Origin of the sequence: Streptomyces sp. NBC_01622, assembly GCF_045209635.1 — a bacterium.
Lineage (GTDB): Bacteria > Actinomycetota > Actinomycetes > Streptomycetales > Streptomycetaceae > Streptomyces.
The window spans coordinates 6,446,664-6,467,986 of sequence record NZ_CP109293.1 but is presented as its reverse complement, the minus strand read 5'-3'; the positions used below and the strand labels follow the sequence as shown (position 1 = coordinate 6,467,986).

General features: G+C 66.7%; 16 protein-coding genes and 3 rRNA genes. 4 read left to right on the top strand and 15 right to left on the bottom strand.

Annotation, left to right across the window (positions count from 1 at the left end; translation table 11 throughout):
* Positions 1-218 precede the first annotated feature (218 nt).
* A complete protein-coding gene (locus OH768_RS29785) occupies positions 219-1,442 on the top strand; it encodes a DUF5667 domain-containing protein (RefSeq protein WP_406458661.1) in 1,224 nt (407 codons plus the stop codon).
* A 100-nt stretch (positions 1,443-1,542) separates the two neighbouring features.
* Here OH768_RS29785 and OH768_RS29780 read toward each other — a convergent pair whose 3' ends face one another.
* The 5 genes from OH768_RS29780 to OH768_RS29760 all read right to left on the bottom strand — a co-directional run bounded on the left by OH768_RS29780 (position 1,543) and on the right by OH768_RS29760 (position 5,273).
* Positions 1,543-2,631 carry a lysophospholipid acyltransferase family protein gene (locus tag OH768_RS29780; protein ID WP_406458659.1) on the bottom strand — a complete coding sequence of 363 codons (1,089 nt, stop codon included), beginning with the start codon at positions 2,629-2,631 and terminating at the stop codon, positions 1,543-1,545.
* 14 nt (positions 2,632-2,645) lie between these two features.
* On the bottom strand, positions 2,646-3,707 hold the full coding sequence (locus tag OH768_RS29775; protein ID WP_406458657.1) for an NAD-dependent epimerase/dehydratase family protein: 1,062 nt from the start codon (positions 3,705-3,707) through the stop codon (positions 2,646-2,648).
* A 198-nt stretch (positions 3,708-3,905) separates the two neighbouring features.
* A complete protein-coding gene (locus OH768_RS29770; protein ID WP_003948845.1) occupies positions 3,906-4,004 on the bottom strand; it encodes a 30S ribosomal protein bS22 in 99 nt (32 codons plus the stop codon).
* Between the two features lie 111 nt (positions 4,005-4,115).
* Positions 4,116-4,328, bottom strand: a complete 213-nt coding sequence (locus tag OH768_RS29765) for a helix-turn-helix domain-containing protein (RefSeq protein WP_004984898.1) — start codon at positions 4,326-4,328, stop codon at positions 4,116-4,118.
* Positions 4,329-4,457: 129 nt separating this feature from the next.
* Positions 4,458-5,273, bottom strand: a complete 816-nt coding sequence (locus tag OH768_RS29760; protein WP_406458655.1) for a phosphatase — start codon at positions 5,271-5,273, stop codon at positions 4,458-4,460.
* Positions 5,274-5,473: 200 nt separating this feature from the next.
* Between OH768_RS29760 and OH768_RS29755 the strand changes: the two genes are divergently transcribed.
* Positions 5,474-5,926: a spore-associated protein A gene (locus tag OH768_RS29755; RefSeq protein ID WP_406458653.1), complete on the top strand. Its 453-nt coding sequence runs from the start codon at positions 5,474-5,476 to the stop codon at positions 5,924-5,926.
* A 191-nt stretch (positions 5,927-6,117) separates the two neighbouring features.
* On the opposite strand, the gene OH768_RS29750 is transcribed toward OH768_RS29755, so the two are convergent.
* From OH768_RS29750 to OH768_RS29720, 7 genes are all read right to left on the bottom strand, one after another.
* Positions 6,118-7,290: an acetoin utilization protein AcuC gene (locus OH768_RS29750; RefSeq protein WP_406458651.1), complete on the bottom strand. Its 1,173-nt coding sequence runs from the start codon at positions 7,288-7,290 to the stop codon at positions 6,118-6,120.
* On the bottom strand, positions 7,241-8,452 hold the full coding sequence (locus tag OH768_RS29745; RefSeq protein ID WP_093631931.1) for an MFS transporter: 1,212 nt from the start codon (positions 8,450-8,452) through the stop codon (positions 7,241-7,243). The genes OH768_RS29750 and OH768_RS29745 overlap by 50 nt, the downstream gene beginning before the upstream one ends.
* Positions 8,453-8,519: 67 nt before the next feature.
* Entirely contained in the window at positions 8,520-9,215 is a 696-nt protein-coding gene (locus OH768_RS29740; protein WP_406458648.1) for a VC0807 family protein, read from the bottom strand.
* 69 nt (positions 9,216-9,284) lie between these two features.
* Positions 9,285-9,929 carry an HAD family hydrolase gene (locus tag OH768_RS29735; RefSeq protein ID WP_406458646.1) on the bottom strand — a complete coding sequence of 215 codons (645 nt, stop codon included), beginning with the start codon at positions 9,927-9,929 and terminating at the stop codon, positions 9,285-9,287.
* Positions 9,930-9,995: 66 nt separating this feature from the next.
* Positions 9,996-10,112 (bottom strand): 5S ribosomal RNA (rrf, locus tag OH768_RS29730).
* 92 nt (positions 10,113-10,204) lie between these two features.
* Positions 10,205-13,327 (bottom strand): 23S ribosomal RNA (locus OH768_RS29725).
* 317 nt (positions 13,328-13,644) lie between these two features.
* Positions 13,645-15,172 (bottom strand): 16S ribosomal RNA (locus tag OH768_RS29720).
* The 16S, 23S and 5S rRNA genes sit together here, the layout of an rRNA operon.
* A gap of 818 nt (positions 15,173-15,990) precedes the next feature.
* Here OH768_RS29720 and trpS point away from each other — a divergent pair.
* A complete protein-coding gene (trpS, locus tag OH768_RS29715) occupies positions 15,991-16,986 on the top strand; it encodes a tryptophan--tRNA ligase (RefSeq protein ID WP_406458644.1) in 996 nt (331 codons plus the stop codon).
* 47 nt (positions 16,987-17,033) lie between these two features.
* Here trpS and proC read toward each other — a convergent pair whose 3' ends face one another.
* The 3 genes from proC to OH768_RS29700 all read right to left on the bottom strand — a co-directional run bounded on the left by proC (position 17,034) and on the right by OH768_RS29700 (position 19,522).
* Positions 17,034-17,843, bottom strand: a complete 810-nt coding sequence (proC, locus tag OH768_RS29710; RefSeq protein ID WP_406458642.1) for a pyrroline-5-carboxylate reductase — start codon at positions 17,841-17,843, stop codon at positions 17,034-17,036.
* Between the two features lie 81 nt (positions 17,844-17,924).
* Positions 17,925-18,722 carry an ABC transporter permease gene (locus OH768_RS29705; protein ID WP_406458640.1) on the bottom strand — a complete coding sequence of 266 codons (798 nt, stop codon included), beginning with the start codon at positions 18,720-18,722 and terminating at the stop codon, positions 17,925-17,927.
* Positions 18,719-19,522, bottom strand: coding sequence for an ABC transporter ATP-binding protein (locus OH768_RS29700; protein ID WP_406458638.1), 804 nt, complete (start codon positions 19,520-19,522; stop codon positions 18,719-18,721). Before OH768_RS29700 ends, OH768_RS29705 begins: the two co-directional genes overlap by 4 nt.
* A gap of 281 nt (positions 19,523-19,803) precedes the next feature.
* On the opposite strand from OH768_RS29700, the gene OH768_RS29695 reads away from it, so the two are divergent.
* Complete coding sequence (locus tag OH768_RS29695; protein WP_406465497.1) at positions 19,804-21,285, top strand: SulP family inorganic anion transporter; 1,482 nt, start codon at positions 19,804-19,806, stop codon at positions 21,283-21,285.
* The last annotated feature ends 38 nt before the right edge of the window (positions 21,286-21,323 follow it).

The following is a 21,323-nucleotide window of genomic DNA, read 5'->3' as shown; positions in this document are numbered from 1 at the left end:
CTCCCAACTCGCGCTCAGTGAAAGTCCGTTGAGTTCGCGGTCGGTTCATCCGCCGTCCGTAACCCAAGTGCCGCGCCAGTCGTTGTGCGGGATACAGGCTCCCTGTGGTCACACCCTGACCCTCCCCGATCACTCGATCGTGTGGATGCGGTCAGGAGGTGCAACCCTCAGGACCCCCTGGGGAGTCGACCGTCATGACGCGAGAGGAGGTGCCGCCAGTGATCGCGAACGTATCGGCGCACCGGCGGGCGAACGCCTTCGCCCAGGCCCTGGAAGAGGAGCAGTCCGACCGGGGCACGGCGGCCGAGCAGTCCGAAGGACCGGCACCGGCCCCGGCTGCTGCGGAACAGACCGAGCAGGGCCGCATGCTGGCCTTCGCCACCGGTCTCGGCGAACTGCCCAAACCCGTGCTGGACCCCGAGGTCAAGGTCGTCCAGCGGGCTCAGCTGGTCGCCGCGTTCGAGGCCATGCTGCAAGGAGGCGAGGCACCAGAACCTTCGGTACCGGAGCAGCGATCCCACCGGTCCCGGGGCACCCACCGGTCCACCGGACTGGGCAAGCTGCGACCCCGGTCCCGGCTCAGCAAGGGCCTCGCGGCCGGCGGCCTGAGCGTCGGAGTCGCCGCCGGAGCCTTCGGCGGAGTCGCCGCCGCCAGCTCGGACGCCCTGCCCGGCGACGGGCTGTACGGCCTGAAGCGCGGCATCGAGGACTTCAAGCTCAACTACCTGTCCGACGGCGACGACCAGCGCGGAGTGGCCTTCCTCGACCAGGCGTCCAACCGCCTGGGCGAGGCACGCCGGCTGATGGAGCGGGACCGCGGCGGCCACCTCGACCACGAGCAGCTCGGCGAGATCCGCCACACGCTGTCCGGGATGACGCACGACGCGTCCGAGGGCCACCGTCTGCTGCACGAGGCGTACGAGCAGGACCCGAACTCGCTGGGCCCCATCCAGGCCCTCTCCGCGTTCTCCCGCTCGCACCGCGAGGTATGGGGCGCCCTGCGCGACCGCCTCCCCGTCCAGCTCGGCGACGTCAGCGACCAGGTCTCCTCGGTCTTCGACGCCATAGACGAAGAGGTCGCCCCGCTCCAGTCGCTGCTGCCCCAGCCCCCGGCCAAGACCGGCGGCGGCACCGGCAGGCACCGCGCACCCGACACGGAGTCCACCGGCTCCACGGGCGCGCACCGCTCGACGACCCCGAGCAGCACGGAAGGCTCCGCCGAGAGCAAGGGCGGCCACTCCAGCACCCCCAGCGAGTCCGCCACCGACGGCGACGGCCTCCTCGGCGGCAACACGGGCGGCCTCCTCGACCCCCCGAAGTCCTCCGGCACGGCTTCTCCGTCCACGGGCAAGCCCTCGATCACCGAACCGGACGTCACGCTCCCACCGCTCCTGCCGGGTCTGTTGCCCGGTCTGGGCATCGACAGCGAGGACGCGAACTAGCTCCGCCGGTTCCGCGGTTCCTTGGGGCGCCCCTCTCGCGAGGGGCGCCCCATCGCCGTACAGCCGCACGTCAGGTTTCTCAGACAGGGCCCACAAAAAGCTAGAAGAACACCGACCGCCGCTGCACCAGCAGTTTGTACAGCGTGTGCTGGATCTGCTCCCTCACCTGGTCCGTGAGGTTGAACATCAGCATCGGGTCCTCGGCCGCCTCCGGCGGATAGCCGTCCGTGGGGATCGGCTCGCCGAACTGGATCGTCCACTTCGTGGGGAGCGGGATCGCGCCGAGCGGGCCCAGCCAGGGGAACGTCGGCGTGATCGGGAAGTACGGGAAGCCCAGGATCCGGGCCAGCGTCTTGGAGTTGCCGATCATCGGGTAGATCTCCTCCGCGCCCACGATCGAGCACGGGATGATCGGCACGCCCTTGCGCAGCGCCGTCGAGACGAAGCCGCCACGGCCGAAGCGCTGGAGCTTGTAGCGCTCGCTGAACGGCTTGCCGATGCCCTTGAAGCCCTCCGGCATCACCCCGACCAACTCGCCGCGCCCCAGCAGCCGTTCCGCGTCCTCCGCGCAGGCGAGCGTGTGACCGGCCTTGCGGGCCAGCTCGTTGGCGACCGGCAGCATGAACACCAGGTCCGCCGCGAGCAGCCGGAGATGGCGGCTCGCGGGGTGGTTGTCGTGGACGGCGATCTGCATCATCACGCCGTCCAGCGGAATCGTCCCGGAGTGGTTGGCGACGATCAGCGCGCCACCCTCCGCCGGGATGTTCTCGATGCCCTTCACCTCGACCCGGAAGTACTTCTCGTACAGCGGGCGCAGCGCCGGCATCAGGACCTCGTCGGTGAGCTCCTCGTCGTAGCCGAAGTCGTCGACCTCGTAGTCCCCGGTCAGCCTGCGGCGCAGGAAGGACAGGCCATGGGCGATACGGCGCTCCAGGCCCCCCTGGCCGCCCTCGTCGCTCTGACCGACCTGGCCGCCCTCGTTCTGCGGCTGCTCCGGCTGCTGCTCCTCACGCGTCACAGGAACATCATCCTGCGCGAAGTCCCGGCCCGGCAGGGGCTGGACCTCACGGACCAGCGCGGGTTCGCCGTTCTTGCGCCGGCTTCCCGTGCTCCGGCGCCGCTGTGGCCGCTGCACGGCACCCGCGCGGGACCGGTCGTCGTCGAACGGAATGACCTTGGCATCCGCCATCGTTGATGCGCTCCTCAGTTGGCGCTCGGCGTCGGGAGGTGGCCACTGTCCGGCCGGGACAGCGCGGCGATCCGGTCGACGGCCCCCGCGAGGGCCTCCGGCGGCAGCAGCCCGGGCCCCTGACTGCGCGCGAAGTCCGCGAAGGTCTCGGCGGTCGTGTACTTGGGCTGGTAGCCCAGGGTCTCGCGCATCTGCACCGTCGACACGACCCGGCCGTGGGTGAGCAGCCGGATCTGTTCCGGGGAGAAGTCCGTCATCCCCAGCGTCCGCACCAGGGAACCGGCCCAGGTGACCGCAGGCAGCAGCAGCGGCACGGTCGGGCGGCCCAGGCGCCTGGAGCACTGGGAGAGCAGCAGGACGCCGTCCCCGGCGATGTTGAAGGTGCCGCTGTTGAGTGTGCCCCGCTCCGGATCGTGCGAGGCGATCCGCATGACCTCGATCATGTCGTCCTCGTGCACGAACTGCAGCCGCGGGTCGTAGCCGAACACGGTCGGCAGGACCGGCAGCGAGAAGTACGAGGCGAGCGGCGAATCCGCCGTAGGACCAAGGATGTTGGCGAACCGCAGCACGCACACGGCGACGTCGGGCCGGCGGCGGGCGAAGCCTCGTACGTACCCCTCGACCTCGACGGTGTCCTTGGCGAAGCCGCCGCTCGGCAGGGACTTCGGCGGGGTCGTCTCGGTGAAGACGGCCGGGTCGCGCGGGGCGGAACCGTAGACGTTGGTGCTGGACTTCACCACCAGGCGCTTGACGACCGGCGACTTCTGACAGGCACCGAGGAGCTGCATGGTGCCGATGACGTTGGTCTCCTTGACCGTGGTCCGGCTGCCGCTGCCCAGCGCGGTGCCCGTCACGTCCATGTGGACGACCGTGTCGGCGCCCGACTCGGCGAGCACCCGCGCGATGGTGGGCTGCCGGATGTCGGCCTGGATGAACTCCGCGCCCCCCAGATGGTGCCCGGGCGGGACCGCGTCCACGGCGATCACCCGGTCCACCTGTGGATCACGCTGGATCCGTCGTACGAAACGACCCCCCAGCTGGCGGGCCACTCCGGTCACGAGCACGACCTTCCCCAAGATCAGCGCCTTCCTTCCGAGTTACCCGTGTGCGGCCAACCTAGCGGTTCGGTGTTGCGCTGTGATGACCGCCTGACGCACGACGTCACGAGTACCCACATTCGGCGCATGACGCCGACATGGGCGACGGCAAAACCGTGGCCCCCCACCGGAAACCGGTGGGGGGCCACAGGAGACGCTCTCGCTGCGCCGCGTCGCCTACTTCTTGTTGCGACGCTGCACGCGCGTGCGCTTCAGCAGCTTGCGGTGCTTCTTCTTAGCCATCCGCTTGCGCCGCTTCTTGATAACAGAGCCCACGACTACCCTCGCTCACTTCTCATCACTCGGTGCTGGGCATCATGGGCCCATACGACCTACAAGGGGCCAGCCTACCCGTCCGAGCGCTGAGGTCGTAATCGAGGTATCGCCTCAGGCTGTCTCCACCCCCACATAACTCTCGCGAAGGTACTCGTGTACCGCTTGCTCGGGGACGCGGAAGGACCGCCCCACCCGGATAGCGGGCAGATGACCGCTGTGCACCAACCGGTACACGGTCATCTTCGACACTCGCATCACCGAGGCGACCTCCGCCACGGTAAGGAACTGAACCTCGTTCAGAGGCCTCTCGCCAGCTGCAGCCATGACACACCTGAACCTTCCGCACTCGACGGTCACCGGCTTCCCCTTCCGGTGACTCTTCGTCGTTGCGTGCTCACTCCCCAATGTAGGGGCGTGTGATGCGAGTGGGGAAGAGGTGCACCCATCGGCGGCCTACTGTGACAGACACGCTCGATTGAGTACGTAGCGGGTAAGCGGGCGGTAGTAATCGGACCGCACGGCGTCATCAAGTGGAACTGCCACGGACACCGACCCCTCGGCCTCCCCCACGAACAGTGCGGGGTCATCGGTATCCGCGAGCCCAATGGCCTCGAACCCCAGCTGACCTGCTCCGCAGACCCATCCGTGGTCTCCGATCACCAGCTCCGGAAGCACCCCGCCGGCCTCCGCCGCCGCACCCAGCACGGTACGAACCGGGAGCGGTGAGTGCGTGTGTGCGCCGGGCTCACAACCGGGGCGTTCGGGGCCCGGATCACGGACCAGCCCGACGCCCTGTACGTAGGCAAGGTTGTACGTGCGTAGACCGAACCGGGTCGTTATGTCGACACAGCGACCATGCGCAGGGGTGAGAACAGCACATCCCGCCGCCGACAGCGCGTCCGCCAACGCGGCGTAGAACCCGAGCAGCCGGTGTGGGTGCCCGGTGCCGAGGAGCACGGGTCCGTTGCGCTCCGCCACCGCACCCAGCCGGTCTGCGAAGGCGTCCAGAGCGGTCAGAGTCCGCTCCGGGTCGATCACATCATGCCCGGAAACATGTCTCGGGTCGGCCGAAACCCCGCACTTGTCCGCCATGAGACCGATCAAGTCCCGCTGTCCCCATGTCCATTCGGGATCGAGTCCGATCAGCACCCGGGGGTCACGAGCGGCGAAGGCCCGATAGCTCCGCAGGCTCTCCTCCCGCGAGGTGGCCACGGGTCCGGCCAGCCGGGCGGCCAGCAGATGCGCGCGGAGCGCGCCGGTGGTCAACACGGGAGCGATGGTGACGGACGGGGGGACCGCCCACGGCGCGAACGCCGGAAACTCCGCACCGTTGGCGTAACACCGGTGACAGGACAGTGACAAAAGCGGCCACAACTGTCGTACGGGTTCCCGGGTCTCACCTTGCGTGGACGGAACGACCAACCGTCCCAGGCAAGTTGACCGGCACCACCAACAGGGGGAACACCACCATGAAGCTGTCCCGTCGCACCACGACCGCCGCCGCCCTCGCCACTCTGGCGCTCGGCGGCACGATCGCCGCAACCGCTCCCGCGTCCGCGGCCACCACCAAGGCTGCCACCACCAAGGCGGCGGCAGCCACCGCCACCTACAACGGCGCCTGCGGCACCGGCTACAAGGTCATCGACTCCACGCCGGTCGGCAACGTCGGCAAGGTCTTCCTGACCTGGAACGAGTCGACCGGCAAGAACTGCGCCGTGACCATCCGCAACACCCCGGGCGCGAAGATCTACATGGACGTCAAGCTCGACGTCTTCAGCGACCAGGAGACCACCCCGGCCGAGGACAGCGGCCTGTACACGTCGTACGCCGGCCCCGTCTACGTCAACGGGCGCGGCCACTGCATCACGTGGTCCGGCGCCATCAGCACGGCCACGGGCGGCGACTCCGGCCACTGCGGCTGACGCACCAGGCCTCGCATCCAGCGCCGGACGGGCACATCCAGCCCGTCCGGCGCCTTCCCAACGCGGGCCGGCAGCATTCAGCCCGTCCGGCGTTTGAGGACGAGGCCGTTCAGGCCGAAGCGGGGTCTGGGGGCGCAGCCCCCAGGGACGGGACGGGTAGGGGCGGCGGGGGCGAAAGAAATCCCGGAGACCTAAGCCAACAACCCCCGCAGCGGAAACACCGCCCGCCGAGTAGCCAGAACCGCCTGGTCAAGACGGTCGGCGGGGTCATACCCCGACTCCCAGTCGGCGTAGGCCACCGGCCACCGCCCGTCCGTCATCCGCTGCGGCCCCAACTCCCGTGTCCGTGCGAACGCTTCCTGCCGCCACCCCTCGGGAATCATCGCCTCGGGCGCGATCTCCCGCCCCGCGGCGATCGCGACGAGATGCGTCCACGACCGCGGCACCACCTCCACCACGGCGTAACCGCCCCCGCCGAGCGCGACCCACTTCCCGTCCGCGTACTCGTGCGCCAGCTCGTGGCAGGCCACCTGCACGGCCCGCTGCGCGTCCAGCGACACCGCGAGATGCGCGAGCGGGTCCTCGAAGTGCGTGTCGGCCCCGTGCTGCGTCACCAGCACCTGCGGCCGGAAGTCCGCGATCAGCTCCGGCACGACGGCGTGGAAGGCGCGCAGCCACCCCGCGTCCCCGGTCCCGGCCGGCAGCGCCACGTTCACCGCCGAGCCCTCCGCGCTCGCGGCCCCGGTCTCCTCCGGCCAGCCGGTCTGCGGGAACAGCGTCCGGGGATGCTCGTGCAGGGAGATCGTCAGCACCCGGGGGTCCTCCCAGAACGCCGCCTGGACCCCGTCCCCGTGATGCACGTCGACATCGATGTACGCGACCCGCTCGGCCCCCAGCTCCAGCAGCCGGGCGATGGCCAGCGAGGCGTCGTTGTAGATGCAGAACCCGGAGGCCGCCCCCGGCATGGCGTGATGCAGTCCGCCGGCGAAGTTCACGGCATGCGACACGTCCCCGGCCCACACGGCCTCGGCGGCGCCGACTGATTGCCCCGCAATCAGCGCGGACACCTCGTGCATCCCGGCAAAGGCGGGATCATCCATCGTCCCCAGCCCGTACGCCCCGTCCGCCGACTCCGGGTCGGCCGAGGCGGCCTTCACCGCCTCGACGTAGTCCTCCCGGTGGACGAGCCGCAACGTCGAATCACCGGCGGGCTTGGCCGCCACCACATCCACGTCCTTGTCGAGCCCGAAGGCGTCGACGAGCCTCCGGGTCAGGGCGAGCCGGACCGGGTCCATCGGATGGTCCCGGCCGAAGTCATAGCCCGTTACTGCCTCGTCCCACATCAGCTGTGCGCGCCCGCTCATGCCCGTCACCGTACCGGCCCTCCTGCGGCGCGAACGAGCGGGCGTACACCAACGTCACCAGCACCAACACCATCGGCACGAGCATCGCCCCGCGATAACTCCAGGCGTCGCCCAGCGCCCCCACCAACGGCGAACCGATCAGAAACCCGACGTAGTTGAAGACGTTCAGCCGCGCGATCGCCGTATCGGAGGCCCCCGGGAACAGCCGCCCGGCCGCCGCGAAGGTCTGCGGCACCAGCACGCACAGCCCGAGCCCCAGCAGCGTGAACCCGAGCATCCCGACCCCGGCCCCCGGCGCCACGGCCACCACCGCGAACCCCAGCGCGGCCACCACCGCCCCCAGCCGTACGACGGCCACGGCCCCGAACCGCCGCACCCCGAGGTCCCCGATCCCCCGCCCGACCAGGCACATCACCATGTAGACGTTGTACGGAACGGTCGCCACCTGCTCCGAACTGCCCAGCACGTCCTTCAGGTACTTGGCACTCCAGTTGGAGACGGTCGAGTCCCCGATATAGGCGAAGGTCATCACCAGACACAGCGGCAGCAGCAGCTTGAAGACCAGCGGCCCCGCCTCGGCCCCCTCGCCCTCCGCGTCGGGCGCACCGCCGTCGACGTACCACCGACTCCCCACAAAGGCCGCCGGCAGCAGGACGGCCACCACGGGCAGATACGACACCCACAGCGCGAGATGCCAGTGCGCCCCCGCCCAGGCCAGCGAGGCCCCCACGATCCCGCCCAGGCTGTACGCGGCATGGAAGCTGAGCATGATGCTCCGCCCGTACGTCCGCTGCAGACTCACCCCGAGCATGTTCATCGAGGCGTCCAGCGCACCCACCCCGAGCCCGAACGCGCCGAGCGCGACGGCCAGTTCGGCCATGCTGTCGCCCGCGCCGACCCCGAGCAGCGCCAGCAGCACGACCGGCTGGGACCAGCGCAGCAGCACGCTGGGCCGTATTCGCTTCACCAGTTGCTCGGTGGTCACACTCCCGACGCCGGCGAGGATCGGCACGGCGGCCAGGAAGACGGGCAGCAGCCCGTCCGAGACCCCGTAGCGGTCCTGGATCGCGGGGATACGTGTCACGAGCAGCGCGAAGGTGGCGCCCTGAGCGAAGAAGCTGAACGCCAACGAGGCCCTACCGCGCCGCAGCACATCTGTCATGGCGGCGAGCGTAAGGGCCCCGGCGTACTCGTGGGTAGATCCAGCCAAAGATGAATTCGGCTCACCTTTACCGAGCGACGACCAGCGAGGGAAGAACCGCAGGTGCGGGGGCGTCCCCGCCCTTCAGCTCGGCGGCGATCATGTCCGCCATGGGCCCGGCCGCAAGACCACCACTGACGACAGCCGCCACACCCATCGTCCCGACCATCACGACCGTACCCAGCCACACCATGGTGTCCACGGGGAGCGTGTACACCCCCACGACCCGGGCGACACACTCGCCGAGCAGCGCGACACCCCACACCACCGAGAACCGCCGCTCGGCCCGCTGAAAGGCCGCCGACCCGCTCAACAGCCGCTCGAAGGCGGCCTCCCGCTCCGGGTCCCCCTTCACGAGGAAGGGCTTCATCCCGGCGGTCATCATCGGCCTGCCCATCACCACGGACACCAGCACCCCGATCCCGATGGCACTGCTGACCCCGCTGTCCTTGGCGAGCATGAGCCGCGGATCACCGGCGACCAGGCTGAGCGACAACCCGACGACATTCACGAAGAGGATCAACGCGGCAAAGGCGTTGACCGTCCGCGCGACGACAACCCCCCACACCGTCCGCACCGCCGGCAGCACACTGCTCCACCCCAGCGCCGCCACGGTCCCCATCCCGAACCCACTCTTCAGCAGGTAGTACGACCCGATCGGCACCGCCACGTCCATGAGGAGCGGCGCGAGATTCTTCGTCCTGGAGCCCGTGTTCGTCGTCATGCACTCAGACTGCCGGGGAGCTCCCGGCCGCCAGTAGAGCCGATCGTCCGGACCTCGGCATGACAAATGTCAGACCAGCAGGTCAGGCAACTCCCGCATGTCACTGAAGAGTTGGTTGGCCTCCGCAAGCCGCTCAGCAGGCGTCATCGCGGTGAACCCGTACACATCCATCCCGGCCGCCACAGCGGCCCGCACCCCCAGCGGACTGTCTTCTACGACCACACAGCGCTCCGGCGCCACACCCATCTGCTCGGCGGCATACAGGAACAGGTCCGGCGCCGGCTTCCCCCGCCCCACGTCCTCGGAGCTGAAGACCCACTGCTCCTCGAACCACTCGTCCAGTCCCGTCGCCCGGTGCCCCGTCCGAATCCGCGCATGACTCCCGGACGACGCCACGCAGTACGGCACCCCGTCCGCGACCAGCCTCTCCAGGACATCCACGGCCCCGGCGACCGGCTTCAACTCGCGCTCGAACGCGGCGAACACGCGAGCGTGGAAGACATCGTCGAAGTCGTCCGGCAACCGCTGCCCGGTGCGCTCCTCGACAAGATCGTGGACGCGGTGCATCGCGGCGCCCATGTAGTCACGGAGGGACTCCTCGTACGAGGTCGGGTGCCCGAGCTCCGTGAGATAGCCGGCCAGGAGCCTGTTGGAGATGGGCTCGCTGTCGACGAGGACACCGTCGTTGTCGAAGATCACGAGGTCGTAGCGCATACCGCTGAGCCTAAACGCAGAAAACCCCTGTACCGAATAAACGGTACAGGGGTTTTCGCAATATTTGTTCGGCGGTGTCCTACTCTCCCACAGGGTCCCCCCTGCAGTACCATCGGCGCTGTAAGGCTTAGCTTCCGGGTTCGGAATGTAACCGGGCGTTTCCCTCACGCTATGACCACCGAAACACTATGAAACACATCAACCGCACCACACCCGTGACCATGGGCATGGGGTTGTTCGTGGTTTCAGAACCAACACAGTGGACGCGAGCAACTGAGGACAAGCCCTCGGCCTATTAGTACCGGTCACCTCCAGCGGTTACCCGCCTTCCAGATCCGGCCTATCAACCCAGTCGTCTACTGGGAGCCTTAACCCATCTAGTGGGTGGGAACACTCATCTCGAAGCAGGCTTCCCGCTTAGATGCTTTCAGCGGTTATCCCTCCCGAACGTAGCCAACCAGCCATGCCCTTGGCAGAACAACTGGCACACCAGAGGTTCGTCCGTCCCGGTCCTCTCGTACTAGGGACAGCCCTTCTCAATGTTCCTGCGCGCGCAGCGGATAGGGACCGAACTGTCTCACGACGTTCTAAACCCAGCTCGCGTACCGCTTTAATGGGCGAACAGCCCAACCCTTGGGACCGACTCCAGCCCCAGGATGCGACGAGCCGACATCGAGGTGCCAAACCATCCCGTCGATATGGACTCTTGGGGAAGATCAGCCTGTTATCCCCGGGGTACCTTTTATCCGTTGAGCGACGGCGCTTCCACAAGCCACCGCCGGATCACTAGTCCCGACTTTCGTCCCTGCTCGACCCGTCGGTCTCACAGTCAAGCTCCCTTGTGCACTTACACTCAACACCTGATTGCCAACCAGGCTGAGGGAACCTTTGGGCGCCTCCGTTACTCTTTAGGAGGCAACCGCCCCAGTTAAACTACCCATCAGACACTGTCCCTGATCCGGATCACGGACCCAGGTTAGACATCCAGCACGACCAGACTGGTATTTCAACGACGACTCCACCTGAACTGGCGTCCAAGCTTCACAGTCTCCCAGCTATCCTACACAAGCCGAACCGAACACCAATATCAAACTGTAGTAAAGGTCCCGGGGTCTTTCCGTCCTGCTGCGCGAAACGAGCATCTTTACTCGTAGTGCAATTTCACCGGGCCTATGGTTGAGACAGTCGAGAAGTCGTTACGCCATTCGTGCAGGTCGGAACTTACCCGACAAGGAATTTCGCTACCTTAGGATGGTTATAGTTACCACCGCCGTTTACTGGCGCTTAAGTTCTCAGCTTCGCCCAACCGAAGTCGGACTAACCGGTCCCCTTAACGTTCCAGCACCGGGCAGGCGTCAGTCCGTATACATCGCCTTACGGCTTCGCACGGACCTGTGTTTTTAGTAAACAGTCGCTTCTCGCTGGTCTCTGCGGCCACCCCCAGCTCAAGGAGCAAGTCCTCTCACCGGTGATGGCCCCCCTTCTCCCGAAGTTACGGGGGCATTTTGCCGAGTTCCTTAACCATAGTTCACCCGAACGCCTCGGTATTCTCTACCTGACCACCTGAGTCGGTTTAGGGTACGGGCCGCCATGAAACTCGCTAGAGGCTTTTCTCGACAGCATAGGATCATCCACTTCACCACAATCGGCTCGGCATCAGGTCTCAGACTATGTGAACGGCGGATTTGCCTGCCGTTCGTCCTACACCCTTACCCCGGGACAACCACCGCCCGGGCTGGACTACCTTCCTGCGTCACCCCATCACTCACCTACTACCGTCTTGGGCCGGCGGCTCCACCACTTTCCCTTCCCCGAAGGGTCCGGAACGGCTTCACGGCCTTAGCATCAACGGGCTCGATGTTTGACGCTTCACAGCGGGTACCGGAATATCAACCGGTTATCCATCGACTACGCCTGTCGGCCTCGCCTTAGGTCCCGACTTACCCTGGGCAGATCAGCTTGACCCAGGAACCCTTAGTCAATCGGCGCACACGTTTCTCACGTGTGTATCGCTACTCATGCCTGCATTCTCACTCGTGAACCGTCCACCACTAGCTTCCGCTGCGGCTTCACCCGGCACACGACGCTCCCCTACCCATCCCAGCACCCGTTGGGGCTTAATTGCTGGAATGACACGACTTCGGCGGTACGCTTGAGCCCCGCTACATTGTCGGCGCGGAATCACTAGACCAGTGAGCTATTACGCACTCTTTCAAGGGTGGCTGCTTCTAAGCCAACCTCCTGGTTGTCTCTGCGACTCCACATCCTTTCCCACTTAGCGTACGCTTAGGGGCCTTAGTCGATGCTCTGGGCTGTTTCCCTCTCGACCATGGAGCTTATCCCCCACAGTCTCACTGCCGCGCTCTCACTTACCGGCATTCGGAGTTTGGCTAAGGTCAGTAACCCGGTAGGGCCCATCGCCTATCCAGTGCTCTACCTCCGGCAAGAAACACACGACGCTGCACCTAAATGCATTTCGGGGAGAACCAGCTATCACGGAGTTTGATTGGCCTTTCACCCCTAACCACAGGTCATCCCCCAGGTTTTCAACCCTGGTGGGTTCGGTCCTCCACGACCTCTTACAGCCGCTTCAACCTGCCCATGGCTAGATCACTCCGCTTCGGGTCTTGAGCGCGCTACTATACCGCCCTGTTCGGACTCGCTTTCGCTACGGCTTCCCCACACGGGTTAACCTCGCAACACACCGCAAACTCGCAGGCTCATTCTTCAAAAGGCACGCAGTCACGAGACAAGCACAAGTGCTTGTCCGACGCTCCCACGGCTTGTAGGCACACGGTTTCAGGTACTATTTCACTCCGCTCCCGCGGTACTTTTCACCATTCCCTCACGGTACTATCCGCTATCGGTCACCAGGGAATATTTAGGCTTAGCGGGTGGTCCCGCCAGATTCACACGGGATTTCTCGGGCCCCGTGCTACTTGGGTGTCTCTCAAACGAGCCGTCAATGTTTCGACTACGGGGGTCTTACCCTCTACGCCGGACCTTTCGCATGTCCTTCGCCTACATCAACGGTTTCTGACTCGTCCTGTCGCCGGCAGACGACAGAAGAGAGATCCCACAACCCCGTATACGCAACCCCTGCCGGGTCTCACACGCATACGGTTTGGCCTCATCCGGTTTCGCTCGCCACTACTCCCGGAATCACGGTTGTTTTCTCTTCCTGCGGGTACTGAGATGTTTCACTTCCCCGCGTTCCCTCCACACTGCCTATGTGTTCAGCAGTGGGTGACAGCCCATGACGACTGCCGGGTTTCCCCATTCGGAAACCCCCGGATCAAAGCCTGGTTGACGACTCCCCGGGGACTATCGTGGCCTCCCACGTCCTTCATCGGTTCCTGGTGCCAAGGCATCCACCGTGCGCCCTTAAAAACTTGGCCACAGATGCTCGCGTCCACTGTGCAGTTCTCAAACAACGACCAACCACCCATCACCCCGCCCTCACGGACAAGTTCACTGGGGCCGGCACTGAAGGCGGCCTCACGGCCGTACCCTCAGACACCCAACAGCGTGCCCGACCCGTATCCGTCCGGAGATCATGCTTTCCACACTCCGAGGAGCAGTACTTGCAAGCCTCCGGCCCGAGATGACCGGCCGAATAATCAATGTTCCACCCTTGAGCAACCACCGTCGGACATGCGCCGACGTAATGGCCCTGGACCACCAGACCATGTCTGGCGGCCTAGATGCTCCTTAGAAAGGAGGTGATCCAGCCGCACCTTCCGGTACGGCTACCTTGTTACGACTTCGTCCCAATCGCCAGTCCCACCTTCGACAGCTCCCTCCCCACAAGGGGGTTGGGCCACCGGCTTCGGGTGTTACCGACTTTCGTGACGTGACGGGCGGTGTGTACAAGGCCCGGGAACGTATTCACCGCAGCAATGCTGATCTGCGATTACTAGCAACTCCGACTTCATGGGGTCGAGTTGCAGACCCCAATCCGAACTGAGACCGGCTTTTTGAGATTCGCTCCACCTCACGGTATCGCAGCTCATTGTACCGGCCATTGTAGCACGTGTGCAGCCCAAGACATAAGGGGCATGATGACTTGACGTCGTCCCCACCTTCCTCCGAGTTGACCCCGGCGGTCTCCTGTGAGTCCCCGTCACCCCAAAGGGCACGCTGGCAACACAGGACAAGGGTTGCGCTCGTTGCGGGACTTAACCCAACATCTCACGACACGAGCTGACGACAGCCATGCACCACCTGTACACCGACCACAAGGGGGGCACTATCTCTAATGCTTTCCGGTGTATGTCAAGCCTTGGTAAGGTTCTTCGCGTTGCGTCGAATTAAGCCACATGCTCCGCTGCTTGTGCGGGCCCCCGTCAATTCCTTTGAGTTTTAGCCTTGCGGCCGTACTCCCCAGGCGGGGAACTTAATGCGTTAGCTGCGGCACCGACGACGTGGAATGTCGCCAACACCTAGTTCCCACCGTTTACGGCGTGGACTACCAGGGTATCTAATCCTGTTCGCTCCCCACGCTTTCGCTCCTCAGCGTCAGTAATGGCCCAGAGATCCGCCTTCGCCACCGGTGTTCCTCCTGATATCTGCGCATTTCACCGCTACACCAGGAATTCCGATCTCCCCTACCACACTCTAGCTAGCCCGTATCGAATGCAGACCCGGGGTTAAGCCCCGGGCTTTCACACCCGACGTGACAAGCCGCCTACGAGCTCTTTACGCCCAATAATTCCGGACAACGCTTGCGCCCTACGTATTACCGCGGCTGCTGGCACGTAGTTAGCCGGCGCTTCTTCTGCAGGTACCGTCACTTGCGCTTCTTCCCTGCTGAAAGAGGTTTACAACCCGAAGGCCGTCATCCCTCACGCGGCGTCGCTGCATCAGGCTTTCGCCCATTGTGCAATATTCCCCACTGCTGCCTCCCGTAGGAGTCTGGGCCGTGTCTCAGTCCCAGTGTGGCCGGTCGCCCTCTCAGGCCGGCTACCCGTCGTCGCCTTGGTGAGCCATTACCTCACCAACAAGCTGATAGGCCGCGGGCTCATCCTGCACCGCCGGAGCTTTCAACACCCACACATGAGTGCGGGAGTATCATCCGGTATTAGACCCCGTTTCCAGGGCTTGTCCCAGAGTGCAGGGCAGATTGCCCACGTGTTACTCACCCGTTCGCCACTAATCCCCACCGAAGTGGTTCATCGTTCGACTTGCATGTGTTAAGCACGCCGCCAGCGTTCGTCCTGAGCCAGGATCAAACTCTCCGTGAATGTTTACCCGTAATCGGGTGCACACACACGAGAGCGGAACAACCACCGGAATAAGATGATCGTTCACAGCGTCCTCGCTGTATGTTTTCTTCAAAGGAACCTCGCCCCAACCGTGACGGCCGGAGACGAGGTATCAACATATCTGGCGTTGATTTTTGGCACGCTGTTGAGTTCTCAAGGAACGGACGCTTCCTTTGTACTCACCCTCTCGGGCTTTCCTCCGGGCTTCCCTTCGGTCTTGCGTTTCCGACTCTATCAGACCGTTTCCGGTTCCGATTTCCTCGGTGCTTTCCAGGTTTCCGCTTCCGCGTTTCCCTTTCCGGCGATTCCGACTCTACCAGACCCTTTCGGGCCTGACTCCCAGTCAGAGGGGGCTGCCATCCCAGCCGTTGGGCCGTTCCGACGAGTGAGACTTTAGCGGAGTCCTGAGTCCCGAGCGAATCGGGGGTGCGTCCTTTCGAACGCGGATTCCTCATTTCGCAAATACGCATGACAATGCACGCGACGACGGATCGCCGAATGTTTGTAGGTACTTGCGGAATGGCTGTCCGGGGACCGACCGGAGTCGGCGCTCACGTCGGACAACTCGGAGAACACTACGTACGTGGTCGGGGCGTGTCAACTCCGCTCCGGAGAGCACTGCGGAGGCGTACGCTGTGTGACGTGACTACACATACGTGCACCCAGCAGTGGTGGGCCGCCTGACGGCGGCCGTACACACGTATGTACTCAACGGCCGCCACCTCGGCGGCCGTTCTTGTTTCTCCCTCCAGAGGGTCGGCCGGCCGGCGCGGCGGTCTCGACCAGGAGGTGGAGAGATGACACGGGTCTTCAGTGGGGTCAAGCCGACCGGGCACCTGACGCTGGGGAACTACCTGGGAGCCATTCGGCGGTGGGTCGACGTGGACCAGCGGCAGAGCGACGCGCTGTTCTGCGTGGTCGATCTGCACGCGCTCACCGTGGACCACGATCCGGCACGGGTGCGCAGGCTGACCCGGCAGGCGGCGACGCTGTTGCTGGCGGCGGGGCTGGATCCCGAGCTGTGCACCGTGTTCGTACAGAGTCATGTGGACGAGCACACGCGGCTGTCGTACGTCATGGAGTGTGTGGCCACCGACGGGGAGATGCGGCGGATGATCCAGTACAAGGAGAAGGCCGCGCGTGAGCGGGCGCGGGGCGGGAGTGTGCGGCTGTCGCTGCTGACGTATCCCGTGCTGATGGCGGCCGACATCCTGGCGTACGGGACGGACGAGGTGCCGGTCGGGGACGACCAGACGCAGCATGTGGAGCTGGCCCGGGATCTGGCGGTCAGGTTCAACCAGCGGTACGGCCATACGTTCGTGGTGCCCCGGGCGACTCGGCCGGGGGTGGCGGCGCGGGTGATGAACCTGCAGGAGCCGACTTCGAAGATGGGGAAGTCGGACGACTCAGGGCCGGGGATCGTCTATCTGCTGGACGAGCCGGACGTCGTACGGAAGAAGGTCATGCGGGCCGTGACCGACAGTGGGGCGGGGGTCGTCTACGACCGGGAGGAGCGGCCCGGGGTGGCCAATCTGCTGGAGATCCTGGCCGCTTGCGAAGGTGGGAACCCCGAGGACTTGAGCGGTGTATATGAGTCGTACGGAGCGTTGAAGAAGGACACCGCGGAGGCCGTGGTCGAGCTACTCAGGCCGGTGCAGGAGCGGCACAAAGCGTTGTGCGCGGATCCCGCTTATGTGGAAGGGGTGTTGCGGGACGGGGCGGAGAAGGCGAGAGGGATGGCGAAGCCGATGGCCGATACCGCGTATCGGGCCATCGGGCTTCTGCCTGCGTAGCCGTCCGGCCGCCGGCCAGCCGTTCGACCGGCTTGTCGCCTGTCCTGCTAGCTGTTGCCGGAGGCCAGTTCGCGGCTACGGTCGCGGGCTGCCTCCAGGGCGGCGATGAGTGCGGCGCGTACGCCGTGGTTCTCCAGTTCGCGGATGGCGTTGATCGTCGTGCCGGCGGGCGAGGTGACGTTCTCGCGGAGCTTGACCGGGTGTTCGCCGCTGTCGCGGAGCATGACGGCGGCGCCGATCGCGGACTGGACGATGAGGTCGTGGGCCTTGTCGCGCGGCAGGCCGAGCAGGATGCCCGCGTCCGTCATGGCTTCGACCAGGTAGAAGAAGTACGCCGGGCCGGAGCCGGAGAGGGCGGTGCAGGCGTCCTGTTGGGACTCGGGGACGCGGAGGGTCTTGCCGACGGCGCCGAAGATCTCCTCGGCGTGCGCGAGGTGGGCCTCGGTGGCGTGGCTGCCGGCGGAGATGACGGACATGGCCTCGTCGACGAGGGCGGGGGTGTTCGTCATGACCCGGACGACCGGGGTGCCAGTGGCGAGGCGCTCCTCGAAGAAGGAGGTGGGGATGCCCGCCGCGCCGCTGATGACCAGGCGGTCGGCGGGGAGGTGCGGGGCGAGTTCGTCGAGGAGGGTGCCCATGTCCTGCGGCTTGACCGTGAGGATCAGGGTGTCGGCGCTCTTCGCGGCCTCGGGGTTGGTGACCGGGGTGACTCCGTGGCGGGTGCGGAGTTCCTCGGCGCGCTCGGGGCGGCGGGCGGTGACCAGGAGGTCGGCCGGGGCCCAGCCCGCTCGGATCATTCCGCTGAGCAGGGCTTCGCCGATCTTGCCGGTGCCGAGGACTGCGACTTTCTGGGTCATGGGGTCATCCTCGCACCGGCGGTGGGGAGGGGGTGGGGGCTGTCCGGCTGGCGGAACGGCACCTGTCTGTAGGGGGCGCCTCTATGCCGTACGCCTCCTCAGTGTGGCCGCGCCCAGGCACAGGACCAGCAGGGCGCAGCCGGCCACGACCAGGGCGTCGCGCACGAAGGTGGCGGTCATGTCCGTGTGCTTGAGGACTTCGTTCATTCCGTCGACGGCGTACGACATGGGCAGGACGTCGGAGACGGCCTCCAGGACGGGGTGCATCTCGGAGCGCGGGGTGAAGAGGCCGCAGAGGAGGAGTTGGGGGAAGATCACCGCCGGCATGAACTGGACGGCCTGGTACTCCGAGGCGGCGAAGGCCGAGACGAAGAGGCCGAGCGCGGTGCCGAGGAGGGCGTCGAGGAGGGCCACCAGGAGGAGGAGCCAGGGGCTGCCTGTGACGTCGAGGCCCAGGAACCAGACGGCGAGGCCGGTGGCCAGGGCGGACTGGATGACCGCGAGGAAGCCGAAGGCGAGGGCGTAGCCGGCGATCAGGTCGCCCTTGCCCAGGGGCATGGAGAGGAGGCGTTCGAGGGTGCCGGAGGTGCGTTCGCGCAGGGTGGCGATCGACGTGACCAGGAACATCGTGATGAGCGGGAAGATCCCGAGCAGGGAGGCGCCGATGCTGTCGAAGGTGCGCGGGCTGCCGTCGAAGACGTAGCGCAGCAGGACGAGCATCAGGCACGGGATGAGGATCAGCAGCGCGATCGTGCGGGGGTCGTGGCGGAGCTGGCGCAGGACGCGGGCCGCGGTGGCGGTGGTGCGGGAGACGCTGAGGGCGGTGGCGGGGGCGGGCGCGGTGGTTGTCGTGGCGGCCGTGGTGGTCGGTGTGCTCATCGGGTCGTCTCCTTCTGGCGGCCGGTGGCCACGGCCTCGTCGACCAGGTGCAGGAAGGCGGCTTCGACCGTGTCGGAGCCGGTACGGGTGCGGAGGGCGTCGGGGGTGTCGTCCGCGAGGACCTCGCCCTCGCGCATCAGGAGGAGGCGGTGGCAGCGCTCGGCCTCGTCCATGACGTGGGAGGAGATGAGGAGGGTGGCGCCGCGGGAGGCGGCGATGTCGTGGAAGAGGGTCCACAGGTCGCGGCGGAGGACGGGGTCCAGGCCGACGGTGGGTTCGTCGAGGACGAGGAGTTCGGGGGTGCCGAGGAGCGCGACCGCCAGGGAGACGCGGCTGCGCTGGCCGCCGGAGAGGTTGCCGGCGAGGGCGTCGGCGTGGGTGGTGAGGTCGACGTCGGTGAGGACGCGGTCGACGTCGTGGCGGCGGTTGGCGGCGGTCCTGCCGGGGTCGAGGATCGCGGCGAAGTAGTCAAGATTCTGACGGACCGTCAGATCGTCGTAGACGGAGGGGGCTTGGGTGACGTAGCCGATGCGGGTGCGGAGGGTGGGGTGGCCCGCGGGGCGGCCGAGGACGTTCAGGGTGCCGGTGACCTTGGCCTGGGTGCCGACGATCGAGCGCATGAGGGTCGACTTGCCGCAGCCGGAGGGGCCGAGCAGGCCGGTGATCTGACCGCGCGGGACGGTGAAGTCGATGCCGCGCAGGACGGTGCGGGGACCTCGGACGACGGTGAGGGCTTCGGCCTGGACGGCGGGGGCGGGGGCGGGGGTTGCGCCGGGTGGATCGACGATGTAATTCACCATGTGATGAATAATGGGTCTCGCGGGGCGGGGTCGTCAAGCGGGTTCGACGGTGCCGTCGCGCGGGTGCGCGGGACGGCGCAGGCGCATGGCGGCGTGATCGGAGCGGAGGGCTCCGGTCTGGGCGCCTCCGCGTTCACGGGGCGGTCACATGAATCCGATGCGCGATCAACTCCCTTTCGCGACAATGGATTTCAGTTCGCCGCGCCCTCCCCCGGTGCGGCGCCCACGCATCTCCCGTCCGGCTTTGTCCTGTCTTCGGAGGTGCCGTTGTCATGCGTGTCATGCGCTGTGGTGTGAGCAGGGCCGATCTGTTCGCTTCTCTGGTCGTCTTTCTCGTCGCGCTCCCGCTGTGCGTGGGTGTGGCGATCGCCTCCGGGGTGCCGGCCGAGTTGGGGCTGGTCACCGGGATCGTCGGCGGGCTGGTGGTCGGGGCGCTGCCGGGCAGCAGCCTTCAGGTGAGCGGTCCGGCCGCCGGGCTGACCGTGCTCGTGTACGAGGCCGTGCGGACATACGGCGTCGAGGCGCTCGGGGTGCTCGTGTTCGCGGCCGGGGTGGTGCAGGTGGGGCTCGGGATGCTGCGGCTCGGGCGGTGGTTCCGGGCCGTGTCGGCGGCCGTGGTGCAGGGGATGCTCTCCGGGATGGGGCTCGTGCTGGTCGCCGGGCAGGTGTACGCGCTCGGCGATGCGGCCGCGCCGGCGGACGGGCTCGGGAAGCTCGCGGGGCTGGTGTCGCTGCCGGGGCTGGTGGATCCGGTGGCGTTGTCAGTGGGCGGTGCCACCATTGCCGTACTGGTGCTCTGGCCCCGGTGGCGGCGCGGGGCTCGGCTGGTGCCGGCGCCCTTGGTGGCGGTGGGGCTGGCTGCGGCGGTGACCGGGGTGTTCGACCTGTCGGTGCGGCGGGTGGAGGCGCGGGGACTGCTCGGTGCCGTGCGGGTGCCGGAGTGGGGGGATTTCGGGCGGCTTACGGAAGTGGGGGTGATCGGGACGGTCGTCGCGTTCGCGTTGATCGCGTCGGCGGAGTCGTTGTTCAGCGCGGCGGCGGTGGACCGGCTGCACCGGGGTCCGCGGACGGACTACGACCGGGAGTTGATCGCGCAGGGCGCGGGGAACGCGGTGTGCGGGGTGCTCGGGGCGTTGCCGATGACCGCGGTGATCGTGCGGGGCGCGGCTGGGGGTCCCCCCTCTGGGGGAGTGCAGGCGGGGGCCAGGACCAAGGCGTCGCGGATGCTGCACGGCGGGTGGCTGTTGCTGTTCACGGCGCTGCTGCCCGGGGTGCTGGGCCTGGTTCCGGTGGCGGCACTGGCGGGGCTGCTCGTGCACGCCGGCTGCAAGCTCGTGCCGGTGCGGCAGGCGCGGGGGCTGTGGGCCGGGCACCGGGGTGAGGCGGTCGTGCTCGGGGTGACCGCGGTGGCGATCGTGGTGGGGAATCTGTTCGAGGGGGTGCTGGTCGGGCTGGGGCTGGCGGTGGCGAAGACCGCGTGGGACGTCAGCCATGTCCACGTGGAGACGGAGGACCTCGGGGACGCGGGGATCGTCGTACGGGTGCTGGGGCATGCGACGTTTCTGCGGCTGCCGAAGCTGCTGGACGCGTTGGAGGCGTTGCCGCACGACCGCGAAGTGCGCCTGGAGCTGGGCGGGTTGCGGCACGTGGACCACGCGTGCGCGGCGGCCTTGGAGGGGTGGGCCACCGCGCGGGGAGGGGATGGCGGGGGTCGCGGGGGCGACGGGAGTGGCGTGGGGGTGGTCGCGGTCAAGGGGGTGTGACGGGATGGTGGTCAGGAGGCGATGTGGTGGCCGTCAGA